Origin of the sequence: Catenulispora sp. EB89 (genome assembly GCF_041261445.1) — a bacterium.
In the GTDB taxonomy this organism is placed as follows: Bacteria; Actinomycetota; Actinomycetes; order Streptomycetales; family Catenulisporaceae; genus Catenulispora.
The window spans coordinates 83,564-97,282 of record NZ_JBGCCU010000009.1; the positions used below are offsets into that span (position 1 = coordinate 83,564).

Sequence of the window (13,719 nt, forward strand, 5' to 3'; positions counted from 1 at the left end):
TACCCAGCCAGTAATGGGTCGATATCCGGCGCTGGTGCGCCGGTGAGAGGTTGCTGGCCATGGCTGGAAACGTGCCGCAGGAACCGGATCCTCCGCGCGATCCGGCGCAGGCCCCAAACCCGGCGGTCACATCGGCACCGACACCGGCACCGGCACCGACTCCGACGCCAACACCGACACCGATCCCGGATCCGGTACCGGCGCCCACGCGCCTCGGCGGCCTGTGGGTGATCCTGACCAGCGGCGCCGTGGTGCTGGTGTTGCTGCTGGTGTTCATCCTCCAGAACGGCCAGCACGTCCAGATCCACCTCTACGGCGGTCACTGGGACGCCCCGTTGGGCGTCGCTCTCCTCATGGCAGCGGCACTCGGTGTACTGCTCGTTCTGGTGCCGGGAGCGGGCCGGATCATCCAGCTGCGCCGCACGGCACGAAAGCTGCACCAGGCCCGCGAGCAGCTCCTGGAGCAGGTCCCGCAGGTCCCGGCAACCCCACCAGCCCCGCCGGTACCACCACGGCAAGGCTGAACCTGCGGCGTCGCCGAAACCGGCGAATCATGAAGCCATGGGATGGATAGTTCTGATCATCGTCTTGGCTCTGGTGTTCGGCGTCCTCGGCGCCGTGATCAAGGGCCTCCTGTGGCTCCTGGTCGTCGGCATCGTGCTCTTCGTCGCCGGATTGCTCTTCGGTGCGGTCAAGTCGCGCAGCGGCTCCCGCACCAGGTGATCAGGGCGCCATCGACATGCCCTCGGAAGGGAGCAGTTCATGAGCGACGTCTCCAACAAGGCTCAGGAAGCCTTCGGCAAGGTCAAGGAGAAGACCGGAGAACTCACCGACGACCAGGACCTGGCGACGGAGGGCCGGAACGACCAGACCGAGTCCAAGGCCAAACAACTCGCCGAGGACGCCAAGGACATGGTCGGCCATGTGGCGGACCGCGTGAAGGACGTGTTCAAGAAGTAGGACGGGTTCGAGCAGTCCGAGAAGAAGGTCAGCGCGTGCCGGGATCCGGTGATTCGGCTCCCGGCACGTTCAGGTCCATGCTCGGCTCCATCGCAGGCGCCAGCCCGGCAGCCGGCTCGGGCGCCAGAGGTGACGGCTCGACCGGCGCCAGCATCGGCTCGACCTGCTCCGCCCCCACCGCGGCCGCGACCGTATCCAGCGGCGACGGCGCCGGCGGCCCTGCCAGCGACCCCGCTGGCGACCCCGTCGGCAACGGCATCACCGCGGCCGCCAGAAAACTCTCCCGTGGCGTCGGCATCGCCGGCTCCACCTCCCCCGTGAGCAGGTCCAGGAACGGCCCCACCTGCAGCCCGTCCTGAGCCGAGTGCCGGAACGGGTTGTCCGGATGGATCACGTAGTGCGTGCGCCGCCCCATGCGGACGCGCTCCACGTATCCGGCCCGCTCCAGGTCCGCGATGATCGCCTGGGTCGCGCGCTCGGTGATGCCGATGATCGCGCTGATGTCCCGGACCCGGGACCGTGGATTCCGGGCGATCTCGACGAGGACGTGTCCGTGGGAGGTGAGCAGCGTCCACTTCCGACGTTCGTCTGCCTCCATCAAGCCAGCATATCTCGGCCGGTATGGAACGACGTTGACCTCTAACAGGCTTCACACGCCCCCGGCGCCCCTGGCGGGGTTCTCGATGGTGCTCCCGATGGTGCCCCGGCACGCCCTCACGAGCCCGGACGCCCGTACCAGTCCACGCACACCACGACCGCGTCGTCGTCGGCGTCGGCCGACCGGTGGCCGGCCACCTCGCGCAGGATCGCGGTCGGCACGTCCTCGGCCGGCAGCAGCCCGGAGGCGACGATCCCGCGGTTCAGCGCGGCCGGGCCGTAGACCTCCCCGCGGGGCGAGAGCGCCGCGTGCGCGCCGTCGCTGACGATGACCAGCCGGTCGCCGGGCTCCAGCCGGAACGTCTGGACCTCGTACGCGGTCTCCTCGAACATGCCCAGCGGCAGCTGCGGTTCGACCGCGATCCGCTCGGTGGAGCGGCCGCGGCGCAGCCACATCTGTGGCGAGCCGGCGTCGACCACGCTCACCACGTCGGTGTCGTAGTCGAAGGACAGCAGCAGGGCACTGACATACATGTCGCCCTGGTGCTGCGCGTAGACGGCCTGGTCGGCCAGCGCCGCCTGGTCGGCCAGGCCGATGCCGGCGCGGCGCGCGTTGCGCAGCGCGTTCACCGCCAGCGAGGTCAGCAGCGCGGCCGTCATGCCCTCGCCCATGCCGTTGATGACGGCCAGCGTCAGGTCGGTGTCGGTGACGGCCCAGTCGTAGCCGTCGCCGCGGATCGCGTAGGCCGGTTCGAGCTGCGCGCCGAGGGCGTACTCGCGGCGGCGGCTGGCGCGGCCGGGCAGCAGCTGCCACTGGGTCTCGGCGGCCAGCGTGAGCCGGGTGGCCCGGCGGGCCTGCTGGTAGCGGTCGGTGTCGCGTTCGGCGACGATGATCTCGTGCCCGAGCAGCTGGGCGATCGCCTGCAGCGCCTCGACGTCGGGGCCGGAGACGTCGCCGCTTGCGCCGTTCCCGTCGCCATCTCCGGCGGGCAGCCGCGCGGTGAGCGTCCCGTGCCGGTCCCCGCGCACCGTCACCGGCACCGTGACGATGACCTTCCCGTCCTGGAGCTGCTGGAACTGCGCCAGCTGGCTGGCGAACGCCTTCCCCTCGACGCTGGCGTGGATCGGCAGCGTCCGGGCCGGCGCCGGCCCGCCGACCGGCGCGAGCACCCGCAGCGCGTAGTCGGCCAGGTGCACCTGGACGCCGTCGATCCCCATGCCCAGCAGGGCAGCGCGCACGGCTTCCGGCAACGCTTCCGGGTCGGCCGAGCGCAGGGCGCGCTCCACGGTCGGATAATCGATCACTTCGGTTCCTGATTCTACGGGGAGGGCGCGGGTGGTCGCCTCGGCGCGGCAGTGGCACAGTGGTGGCGTGCACCAGGATCCGCCGCCGCCCGAGAAGGTCGCCGAGACGGCGGCCGCGCTCGCGGAGTTGCTGGACGCCTTGCACGGACGGGGTATGGAGTCACTCCCCGGCGGCCCGGTCCCGCCGTCGCAGCTGCGGGCGCTGCGGGCGATCGAGCGCTCCGAGGGCATCAACCTGCGCGCGCTGGCCGAGGCTCTGGGCACCAGGCCGCCGGCCACCAGCCGGCTGTGCGACCGCATGGAGGCCGACGGGCTGGTCCGCCGCACGCCGAGCGCCAGCAGCCGCCGCGAGGTCGAGCTCTGGCTCAGCCCGCGGGCCCGCCGGGTGCTCGCCGAGATCCGCTCGGCCCGGGTGCGGGAGCTCCAGGAGGTCATGCAGACGCTGCCGCCGGACTCTCTGGCGGGGCTGTCGACCCATCTCGGGAGCCTCCAGGCCGCGATCGAACAGCGGCTGGGATCCTCCTCGGCAACCGGTTCCGAGACGGAGGAGTCGGACGCGGCCGGCCCGGGAACAGGCGAGTCGGGGGCCGGTGAGCAGGAGAGCAGCGCAGCCTGACCGTCCACTCGCCTCCTTCCCGCCGCTGCCACACGCGTCGCATCACGTCTCGTGCTCCACGTTGCCGTAGCGCGACCGGGATCCGGGCGCCGCGTCAAATGTTGCCACATGTAAACGATTAATTCTAAAGTCTGTCGGGGCAGCCGCGGAGCTGCCCGGTCCGAGCCGTCCACACCGTGGGAGCGTCACATGAACACCTTCGGTCACACGGTCACCGACCACGGCGACCAGGTGCGCCTCGTACTGACCGGCGACGTGGACTTCGCGGCCCACGCTGTCCTCGCCGAAGAGCTCGGAGCGCTGGTCGCGGGCGGACGCCCGGTCGCCGTCGACTGCGCCGGCGTGACGTTCCTGGATTCGATGGGCCTGCGGGCCCTGATCGAGGGCGTGCAAGCGGCGCAGGCCAAGGGCGTCGGCTTCGAGCTGGCCGATCCCTCCCAGCCCGTGTTGCGGGTGATGGAGCTGTCGGGAACGACGGAGCTTTTCGCGATCCGGGGTACGAATCCGGAAGATTCAGGCTCCTGAGACGTCTGTCGTGCGGTCCGACGGGGGAGGAAGATGACTCAGGTCGGCGCGGTCAGCGGCAGAAGTCGCCAGGTGCGATCGGGTAGAGAACAGGATGACTGATGGACGACAGGGCTGAGCGTGCGGCCTCCAACGGGCGGACGGTGCTGCCGGGCGGGCCGGAGGACTCCGAGGCGGCGGGCCTGAGCCAGCTGCTGGCCGGGCTCACCGCGGTCCGCGACGGCGACTTCGGCACCCGGCTGCCCGAGCACGGCGACGGGCTGCTGGTCGAGATCGCGACCGTGTTCAACGGCATGGTCGACCAGCTGTCGCTGTTCACCTCTGAGGTGACCCGGGTGGCCCGCGAGGTCGGCACCGACGGCCGGCTCGGCGGCCAGGCCGAGGTGCCGGGGGTGTCCGGGACCTGGAAGGACCTGACCGACTCGGTCAACGCCATGGCCGGCAACCTGACGACCCAGGTCCGCGACATCGCCCAGGTGGCGACCGCGGTGGCCAAGGGCGACCTGTCGCAGAAGATCGACGTGGACGCCCGGGGCGAGATCCTGGAGCTGAAGAACACCTTGAACACGATGGTGGACCAGCTGTCCTCCTTCGCCGACGAGGTGACGCGCGTGGCGCGCGAGGTCGGCACCGAGGGCCGCCTCGGCGGCCAGGCCGACGTCAAGGGCGTGTCCGGGACCTGGAAAGACCTCACCGAGTCCGTGAACTTCATGGCGAACAACCTCACCGACCAGGTGCGGTCGATCGCCGAGGTGACCACGGCGGTGGCCAAGGGCGACCTGTCGCAGAAGATCACGGTCGACGCCCGGGGCGAGATCCTTCAGCTGAAGAGCACGATCAACACGATGGTCGACCAGCTCTCCGCGTTCGCCGACGAGGTGACGCGCGTGGCCCGCGAGGTCGGCACCGAGGGCATGCTCGGCGGCCAGGCCCAGGTCCCCGGCGTGGCCGGCACCTGGCGCGACCTGACCGACTCGGTCAACTTCATGGCCGGCAACCTCACCGCGCAGGTGCGCTCGATCGCGCAGGTGGCGACGGCGGTGGCCAAGGGCGACCTGACGCGCACCATCGACGTGGACGCCCGGGGCGAGATCCTGGAGCTCAAGAACACCCTGAATACGATGGTGGACCAGCTGTCCTCCTTCGCCGACGAGGTGACGCGTGTCGCGCGCGAGGTCGGCACCGACGGTCGCCTCGGCGGCCAGGCCGACGTCAAGGGCGTATCAGGGACCTGGAAAGACCTCACCGAGTCGGTCAACGTCATGGCCGACAACCTCACCGCGCAGGTGCGCTCCATCGCCGAGGTCACCACCGCGGTGGCCAAGGGCGACCTGTCGCAGAAGATCCGCGTCGACGCCCGCGGCGAGATCCTGGAGCTGAAGGAGACCATCAACACGATGGTCGACCAGCTCTCCGCGTTCGCCGACGAGGTGACGCGCGTGGCGCGCGAGGTCGGCACCGAGGGCAACCTCGGCGGCCAGGCGACGGTGCGCGGCGTGTCCGGTACCTGGAAGGACCTGACCGACAACGTCAACGTCATGGCCTCCAACCTGACCGGCCAGGTGCGCTCGATCGCGCAGGTGGCCTCCGCGGTGGCCAAGGGCGACCTGTCGCAGAAGATCACGATCGAGGCCCGCGGCGAGGTCGCGGCGCTGGCCGGCGTGATCAACACCATGGTCGACACGCTCTCGGCGTTCGCCGACGAGGTGACCCGCGTGGCCCGCGAGGTCGGCACCGAGGGCACGCTGGGCGGCCAGGCCCGGGTGCCGAACGTCGCCGGGACCTGGAAGGACCTGACCGACAACGTCAACTTCATGGCGAACAACCTGACCAACCAGGTCCGCAACATCGCCCAGGTGACCACGGCCGTGGCCCAGGGCGACCTGACGCGCAAGATCGACGTGGACGCGCGCGGGGAGATCCTGGAGCTGAAGACCACCATCAACACCATGGTCGACCAGCTGTCCTCGTTCGCCGCCGAGGTCACGCGGGTGGCGCGCGAGGTCGGCAGCGAGGGCCGGCTCGGCGGGCAGGCCGAGGTCGAGGGCGTGTCCGGGACCTGGAAGCGGCTCACCGAGAACGTCAACGAGCTGGCCGGGAACCTGACCCGGCAGGTCCGGGCCATCGCCGGCGTCACCAGCGCGGTCGCCGAGGGCGACCTGACGCGGTCCATCACCGTGGACGCCTCCGGCGAGGTCGCCGAGCTCAAGGACAACATCAACTCGATGGTGGAGTCGCTGCGCGAGACCACCCGGGCCAACCGCGACCAGGACTGGCTGAAGTCCAACCTGGCCCGCATCAGCGCCCTGATGCAGGGCCGCCGCGACCTGGCCGTCGTCGCCGAGCTGGTGATGGACGAGCTGACCCCGCTGGTCGGGGCCCAGTACGGCGCGTTCTTCCTGGCCGAGGAGGCCGCCGACGGCAGCGGCACCGAGCTGCGGCTGATCAGCTCCTACGGCGACCCCGGCGACGACCGCCCGACCCGCTTCCGGCTCGGCCAGTCGCTGGTCGGCCAGGCGGCGCGCAGCAAGCGCGTCATCGCCATCGACGACCTGCCCGGCGACTACGTCGCGCTGGGCTCGGCGCTGGGCCGCACCGCCGCGGCGAGCCTGGTGGTGCTGCCGATAGCGGTCGAGGACCAGGTGCTCGGCGTCATCGAGCTGGCCTCGATGCACCGGTTCACCGCGGTGCACCGGCAGTTCCTGGAGCAGCTGATGGAGACGGTCGGCGTCAACGTCAACACCATCGTCGCCAACGCCCGCACCGACGAACTGCTCGGGGAGTCCCAGCGCCTGGCCGCCGAGCTCCAGGCGCGCTCCGGCGAGCTGCAGGTGCGGCAGGAGCAGCTGCAGACGTCGAACGCGGAGCTGGAGGAGAAGGCGGCGCTGCTGGCGACCCAGAACCGCGACATCGAGACCAAGAACCTGGAGATCGAGCAGGCCCGGCAGGAGCTGGAGACGCGGGCGCAGCAGCTGTCGCTGGCGTCGAAGTACAAGTCGGAGTTCCTGGCCAACATGAGCCACGAGCTGCGCACGCCGTTGAACAGCCTGCTGATCCTGGCGCAGCTGCTGGCGCAGAACTCGAACCGGAACCTGACGCCGAAGCAGGTCGAGTACGCGGGCGTGATCCACTCCGCCGGGTCGGACCTGTTGCAGCTGATCGACGACATCCTGGACCTGTCGAAGGTCGAGGCGGGCAAGATGAACGTCGATCCGGAGCGGGTGTTCCTGCAGCGGCTGTTGGACTACGTCGAGGCCACGTTCCATCCGTTGACGACGCAGAAGGGCCTGGAGTTCCGGGTCCGGACCGCGAACGGGATCCCGGGGGAGATGCTGACCGACGACTCCCGACTGCGGCAGGTGCTGCGGAATCTGCTGTCCAACGCGGTGAAGTTCACCGAGACCGGCGGCGTGGAGCTGAGCATCGAGCAGGCTACTGTCGAGGAGCTGCCGGGGAACGTGCGGGATCACGGGCCAGCGTTGGCGTTCCGGGTGAAGGACACCGGGATCGGGATTCCCGAGCAGCAGCTGGAGACCATCTTCGGGGCCTTCCAGCAGGCCGACGGCACCACCAGCCGGAAGTACGGCGGGACGGGGCTGGGGCTGTCGATCAGCCGGGAGATCGCGCAGCTGCTTGGCGGCGCTATCACCGCGCACAGTGTGCTTGGGGAAGGCAGTACCTTCACTTTGTACCTGCCGGTGGCGCATCCGGATTGGGCGGAGATGACGTCCTCCGACGGCGGCGCGCATGGTGATTTCGGGTTTGCATCTGATGCCGCCTCCATTACGAGTACGAGCAACGGAGCCGCCGCCGACAATTCCGTCAGCGCCGGCCAAGCTGGTCACGCGGACTACACCGCGGTTGCGTCGTCCGGGGCGCGGCGTTCGGGGGCCGGGGTCGTGGCCGAGCGTTCTGTCGCCGAGGCCTCGCCGCGTCGGCTGCTGGTCGTCGAGGACCAGGCGCGCGGCCTGCTGTCCCTGGTCGCCGAGAGCGCGGCCGAGGACCTGCTCGCCGGCCGGGAGCGGCTGGGCCCGCACGCGCAGGTGCAGATCAGGACCGCGGTCGGGGCTCAAGAAGCGGCAGCCATGCTCGCGGCCGAACCGCACCACTGCGTGGTCCTGGAACTGGACATGGCCCAGGACGGCGCAGCGCTGTTCCTCCAGGCGCGCACCGCCGACCCCGCCCTGCGCTCGATCCCGGTCCTGGCACACCACAACCGGACCCTGCGCGGCGACCAGGACCGCCTCCTGCGCGCCCACGCCGAGCTGTACCCGCTGGAGCTCCTGCCGAGCCTGGACGAGCTGCGCGAACGCATCGTGCTCCACCTGGGCGCCGAGCACCCCGACGACGTCGTCCCCCTCGGCCTCCCCGGCCGCGAACGCCTCGCCGAACTCCCCGACAGCGGCGGCCGCCTCTCGGGCCGCAGCGTCCTGGTCATCGACGACGACGCCCGCAACCTGTTCGCCCTGACCGGCATGCTGGAGATGCACGGCATGCGCGTGGTCGACGCCGAGGACGGCGTCAAGGGCATCCAGGCGCTGCAGAACGACCCGAGCATCGAGCTGATCCTGATGGACGTGATGATGCCGGAAATGGACGGCTACGAAGCGACGGCCCGCATCCGCACCATGCCCGAGTTCGCGGACCTGCCGATCATCGCCGTCACCGCGAAAGCCATGCACGGCGACCGCGAAAAGAGCCTGGCGGCTGGCGCCAACGACTACGTGACCAAACCGGTGGACGCCGCGGTGCTCATCGAGAGCATCCAGCGGGTCCTGGGCCTGTGAGCGACGAAGCGGAGACGACCCCGCACGGCCCCGACCACACAGCAGCACGCCCGCCGGCGGAAGGAGCACGGCCCATGCCGGAGGACGCCGCCGGGCCGAGTTCGGAAGCCACCGCCGAGCCGAACGCGGCGCTCGCCGATGCGCAGGCGGCCGCCGCGCCCGACCCGCGTGCTGCCGCTCAGGCCGCCGCCGGGCCGAGCTCGCAAACCGCGGCGCCAACTGGTGCACCCGCTGATGGGCTCGCTGGTGCGCCAGTCGGTGCGCAGGCCGCCGAGCCCGCCGGCGCGCTCGCCGATGCGCAGGCGACCGCTGCGCCCGACCCGCGTGCTGCCGCTCAGGCCGTCGCCGGGCCGAGCTCGCAGATCGCGGCGCCAACTGGTGCGCACACTGATGGGCTCGCTGGTGCGCAAGCCGGTGCCAGGACGAGCTCGCAGATCGCCGTGCCAACTGGTGCACCTACTGGTGGGCTCGCCGATGCGCAAGCAGCCGCCGGGCCAAGCTCGCAAGATGCTGAGTCTGCCGGCGCGCAAGCCGCCGAGCCCACCGACGCGCAAGCCGATGTCCTCGCCGGCGCCCGGGTCGAAATGCTCGCCGCCGCGCATCTCCCAGCGGCGCCCGCCACCGTTACCACCACCCTCCCCGCCGGGCAGCCCGCCGCCGGCATCGGTCGCCTCGCCGCGACCGTCGGCCGCCTCCAGTCCCTCCTCCATGACGCCGAGTCCAGCGCCGATGTCCGGGTCCTGATCGCTCTCGCGCGCGGCATCCTCATGGAGCGCCTGCACATCGCGCCGGCCGCTGCCGCGCGCCAGTTGGAGGAGCTTGCCGAGCGCAGTGGGGTGCCGGTCGTCGAGCTGGCGGCTGACATCGTCAACGAGATCGCTGGCGATCCGCTCGGTGAGGTGGCGCGCGCCAGTGTCTCGGATCCGCGGCGGGCCACCGCCGGCGCGCAGGCGCTGAATGTGCGGCTGCGGGCCGCCGAGGCCGGCGTGCTCACCGCCTCCGACGTGCACGCCGCCGCCGGCTCGCTGCATCGGCAGGCGCTGGAGCCGCTCGGCGCTGTCGCGGTCGCGGTCTGGGCGCTGGCCGCCGATGGCTCGCTGCTCCTGGCCGGGTACTCCGGTTTCGCCGCCGCCGAGGCCCGGAGCTGGTATCAGACTCCGCCCGGCGTCGAGACCGCGGCGCGGCGCGCCATTCGTACCCGTGCCACGCACTGGAGCAAGGGTCCTGACCGGGCGCCGAGCATTGGTGAGCGTACGCTCGGCCCCGACGCCGTCCGCGTCGCGATTCCGGCGCAGCTCGGCGGGCGGTTGCTCGGTGTGCTCGAGGTCTGCTGGCCGGGCCCGGTCGGTGAGCTGCCGCAGCCGGTGCACCGCCAGCTCCAGGCGCTGGCCGAGCTCTGCGCGCACACGCTCGACATCATGCCCGCGGATCAGCCCGGCGGATTCGGCCCGTCCGGCGGCCAGGGCGGACAGGGCGGACAGAGCGGACAGAATCAGAGCGGCTACAACGGCCACAACGGCAACGGCCCAGGCGCCCCCGGCCAAGGCCCCGCCCCCGTCGCCCCCGGCCTCAGCGACCTCCTCGACGGCCTCCTCGAACCGGCCCTCGTCCTGCAACCGCAGTACGATGCCGCCGGCGTCCTGGCCGACTTCCGCATCGTCCATGCCAACCGCCGCTTCGTCGACCCCGTGGGCCGCCCCTCCGCGGCGATCCTCGGCACGCCGTTCCTCCAGGCCTACCCTCTGTCCGCCGAGGACGGCGGCCTCTACGAACGCATCGAGCACGTCCACGCCACCGGCGAACCCTTCCACCACGACCGCGTCGTCCTGCGAGCTCTGATCGCCGGCATCCCGGTCTCCACCTCCCTCACCGTCGGCATCAGCCGCCTCGGCCCCAGCCTGGTCCTCACCTGGCACCCCGAGGACGAGGAAACCCGCCTGGCTCGCCTCCTCCAGCACGCCCAGCGCCTGGGCCGCTTGGGCGGCTTCGAGGAGAACCTGCTCACCGGCGAGGTCACCTGGAGCGGCGAGCTGTTCGAGCTGTTCGCCCTGCCCGGCACCGCGCAGCCGGTCCCGATCCGCGAACTCGCCGCCCACGCGCACGCCGACGACGTCGCCGCGATCTCCCGCTTCGTCCGCACCGTCCTTCACCACCGCACCCACGCCTCCGCCGCCTTCCGCCTCCAGCGCGGCGACGGCGTCCAGCGCTACATCCGCATCGTCGCCGAGCCCGTGCTCGAAGACGGCACCATGACCGCCGTGCGCGGCGCCTGCCAGGACGTCTCCGCGCAGCACTGGACCGAGATCGCCCTGGCCGCCACGCGCGACCGGCTGGAGCACAGCGAGCGCGAGGTCGAGGAGAGCAACCGCCTGACCCTGCGCCTGCAGCGCGCGATCATGCCGGTCGCCCCGACCCTGATCGACGCCATGGGCCTGCAGATAGCGACCAGGTACCGGCCGGCTGAGAAGGGCCACCTGGTCGGCGGCGACTGGTACGACGCCGTCGTCCTGCCGAACGGCCGTATCCTGCTGGTCGTCGGCGACGTCGCCGGCCACGGCATCGACGCCGCCACCGAGATGGTGGCGCTCCGCAACGCCCTGCGCGGCCTCGCGGCGACCGGCGCGACCCCGTCGCAGATGCTCAACTGGCTCGGCACGGTCGCCCACCACCTGTCCGGCAACGTCGTCACCGCCACTGTCATCTGCGGCATCTACAACCCCGAAGACCGCGTGTTCCGCTGGTCGCGCGCCGGGCACCCGCCGCCGCTGCTGGTCCGGGACGGCGTCACCGCCGTCCCGCCGACGCCCGAAGGGATACTGCTGGGAGCGCTGGGAGAAGCCCGCTACGAGGAGCAGGTGCTGCAACTCCAGCCCGGCGACAGGCTGCTGATGTACACCGACGGCCTGATCGAACGCCGGGACCGCGACATCGAGGAGTCGCTGTCGGACCTGCTCAAGCTGGTCCAGCCGGACATCGACTCGCTGGAGGGGCAGCTGGAGCACCTGCTCCTGCACAGCAACGCCGACACCGACGACGACACGTGTCTGGTCGGGGTCGAGGTGCGGTGAGCGGCTACGCGGTCACCGTGAAGAGCTCTTTGACCCCGGCCAGCTCCAGCACCCGCAGTACCGGCTGGGACGGCGCCGCCAGCGTGATCACGCGGCTGTTCGCCGAGGCGCGCTGCATGGCGTGCACGAGGACCCGCAGCCCCATGGAGTCCAGAAAGGTGACCTGGGAGCAGTCGATGACGAGATCGGACGAGCCGTCCCAAGCCTGCTCGACGTCGGCCTGGAACCGGCCGTGCGCGGCGAGGTCGACGTCCCCGACGACGGTGAGCAGCACGTGGTCCGCGAACTGCTTCGCGGTACAAGAGAACTCCATGGCGGCTCCTAGCCCTCGACCCCGTATCTGAATCCCCTCCGGCGTCGAGCCGACGGTAGCGGACACCAGCTTTCGGCATCGCCGCGGGCTCTGTCAACTGATACATGAACTACTTCTCGTGATTCACACTTCGTGGGTAAGCTGACCCCGAAGAGACAGGGCGGAGAGCACAGATGGATCCTGAATCACAGTCCGACCGGACGTCGTCGACGGTCTCGGAAGCCACGGCCGAGCCGGAAACGGTCCTGGTCCGGGTGCCCGCGGACCCCGACTACCTGGCCGTCATCCGATCGGCCAGCGCACACGTCGCCACCAAGTTCGGCTGCACGCTGTCTGAGGTCGCCGACCTGCGCCTGGCCGTCGACGAGGCGAGCGGCCTGATGCTCCGGCACACCGTCGGCGACCGGCGGGACCCCGGCGCCGGGGACCTGGAGTGCCGTTTCATCCTGGCGGCCGCCGAGCTCCGCGTCGTGCTCAGCCGCCAGGCCCAGGACGTCGCGCGGCCCGCGGACGACGACTTCGGCTGGACGATCCTCAGCGCGCTCGTGGACGACATCGTCTGGCGCGTGGACGGCCCGACCGTGCACGTGGAGATCGTGAAACGCCGTACGGCCGGGAGCTGAGGCGATGGACACCCCCGCCACACCCGACGACTACGCGCGTGAACGCGCCGCGGCCCGCGCCGCCCTGGTCCGTCTCCGAAGGATGCCGCCCGACGATCCCGAATACGATTCGCTGCGCGAGCACGTCATCGGCGAGTACATGTCCTACGCGCGCTATATAGCGGGCAAGTTCCGTCAGCGCGGCGAAGCGCAGTCGGACCTGGAGCAGGTCGCGTACCTCGGCCTGGTCAAGGCCGTCGACAACTTCGACCCCGACTACGGCGCGGCGTTCCTCACCTACGCCACGCCGATGATCGCCGGCGAGGTCAGGCGCCACTTCCGGGACACCACCTGGGACGTGCACGTGCCCCGCAGGGTGCAGGAGAACGCCTTGGCGGTCCGGGCCGCGGAGCGTGAGCTGACCCAGGAGCTCGGCCACCCGCCGAGCGCGGCCGAGATCGGGCATCGGCTGGAGCTGTCGGCCGACGAGGTCGCGGAGGCCTATGAGGCCGGCGCCGCGCACCACGCCGCGTCGCTGGACGTGCCCACCGCCATGTCCGACGGCGACGGCGCGAGCCTGGGCGACCTGCTCGGCGACGACGACCCCGGCTTCGAGCTGGTCGTCAACCGGGAAGCGCTCAAGCCGCTGCTCGCCGAGCTCAGCCCACGCGACAAGCGGATCCTGCTGATGCGCTTCTTCCGGAACATGTCCCAGGTGCAGATCGCCGAGGAACTCGGGGTCTCGCAGATGCAGGTCTCCCGGCTGCTTTCGCGGATCCTCGGAGACCTGCGGAAGGGCGTCGAGGCCGAGCGCTGAGCACTGCTCGCCCACCTGTTCGTTTAACGCGCGCCGAAGTGGTAATCCGAGGACAGTGTCGCTTGACGGCGCGGTCCGGTGTCGGAACCCGGACCGCGGAAGGACGTCGGCCGACTCCGAGTCTTGAAG

The 13,719-nt window shown here is 71.0% G+C and carries 12 protein-coding genes; 9 read left to right on the forward strand and 3 right to left on the reverse strand.

The features are described 5' to 3' along the window. The first annotated feature begins 59 nt into the window (after positions 1-59). Genes ABH920_RS20815 through ABH920_RS20825 form a run of 3 tightly spaced genes read left to right on the forward strand, consistent with a single transcriptional unit; the run spans position 60 to position 960 of the window. Complete coding sequence (locus tag ABH920_RS20815) at positions 60-524, forward strand: lipopolysaccharide assembly LapA domain-containing protein (RefSeq protein ID WP_370350714.1); 465 nt, start codon at positions 60-62, stop codon at positions 522-524. Between the two features lie 37 nt (positions 525-561). Beyond that, a complete protein-coding gene (locus ABH920_RS20820) occupies positions 562-723 on the forward strand; it encodes a hypothetical protein (protein WP_370350715.1) in 162 nt (53 codons plus the stop codon). A gap of 39 nt (positions 724-762) precedes the next feature. Continuing rightward, a complete protein-coding gene (locus ABH920_RS20825; protein WP_370350716.1) occupies positions 763-960 on the forward strand; it encodes a CsbD family protein in 198 nt (65 codons plus the stop codon). A gap of 28 nt (positions 961-988) precedes the next feature. On the opposite strand, the gene ABH920_RS20830 is transcribed toward ABH920_RS20825, so the two are convergent. Both ABH920_RS20830 and ABH920_RS20835 read right to left on the reverse strand, forming a co-directional pair. After that, positions 989-1,558, reverse strand: coding sequence for a MarR family transcriptional regulator (locus ABH920_RS20830; RefSeq protein ID WP_370350717.1), 570 nt, complete (start codon positions 1,556-1,558; stop codon positions 989-991). Between the two features lie 116 nt (positions 1,559-1,674). Next, entirely contained in the window at positions 1,675-2,862 is a 1,188-nt protein-coding gene (locus ABH920_RS20835; protein WP_370350718.1) for a PP2C family protein-serine/threonine phosphatase, read from the reverse strand. A 67-nt stretch (positions 2,863-2,929) separates the two neighbouring features. Between ABH920_RS20835 and ABH920_RS20840 the strand changes: the two genes are divergently transcribed. From ABH920_RS20840 to ABH920_RS20855, 4 genes are all read left to right on the forward strand, one after another. Then, positions 2,930-3,478 carry a MarR family winged helix-turn-helix transcriptional regulator gene (locus ABH920_RS20840; RefSeq protein WP_370350719.1) on the forward strand — a complete coding sequence of 183 codons (549 nt, stop codon included), beginning with the start codon at positions 2,930-2,932 and terminating at the stop codon, positions 3,476-3,478. Between the two features lie 189 nt (positions 3,479-3,667). Continuing rightward, positions 3,668-4,003 (forward strand): STAS domain-containing protein, encoded by a 336-nt coding sequence (locus tag ABH920_RS20845; RefSeq protein WP_370350720.1) that lies wholly within the window; start codon positions 3,668-3,670, stop codon positions 4,001-4,003. Between the two features lie 101 nt (positions 4,004-4,104). After that, on the forward strand, positions 4,105-8,790 hold the full coding sequence (locus ABH920_RS20850; protein ID WP_370350721.1) for a HAMP domain-containing protein: 4,686 nt from the start codon (positions 4,105-4,107) through the stop codon (positions 8,788-8,790). Between the two features lie 74 nt (positions 8,791-8,864). Further along, the gene (locus ABH920_RS20855; RefSeq protein WP_370350722.1) at positions 8,865-11,858 is read left to right on the forward strand and encodes a SpoIIE family protein phosphatase; all 2,994 of its coding nucleotides are present in this window, start codon (positions 8,865-8,867) and stop codon (positions 11,856-11,858) included. 4 nt (positions 11,859-11,862) lie between these two features. On the opposite strand, the gene ABH920_RS20860 is transcribed toward ABH920_RS20855, so the two are convergent. Then, positions 11,863-12,171 (reverse strand): STAS domain-containing protein, encoded by a 309-nt coding sequence (locus ABH920_RS20860; RefSeq protein ID WP_370350723.1) that lies wholly within the window; start codon positions 12,169-12,171, stop codon positions 11,863-11,865. Positions 12,172-12,344: 173 nt separating this feature from the next. Between ABH920_RS20860 and ABH920_RS20865 the strand changes: the two genes are divergently transcribed. Together ABH920_RS20865 and ABH920_RS20870 are read left to right on the forward strand one after the other, a co-directional pair. Then, a complete protein-coding gene (locus tag ABH920_RS20865; protein ID WP_370350724.1) occupies positions 12,345-12,794 on the forward strand; it encodes an ATP-binding protein in 450 nt (149 codons plus the stop codon). Positions 12,795-12,798: 4 nt separating this feature from the next. Next, positions 12,799-13,590, forward strand: a complete 792-nt coding sequence (locus ABH920_RS20870) for a SigB/SigF/SigG family RNA polymerase sigma factor (protein WP_370350725.1) — start codon at positions 12,799-12,801, stop codon at positions 13,588-13,590. Positions 13,591-13,719: the final 129 nt, after the last annotated feature.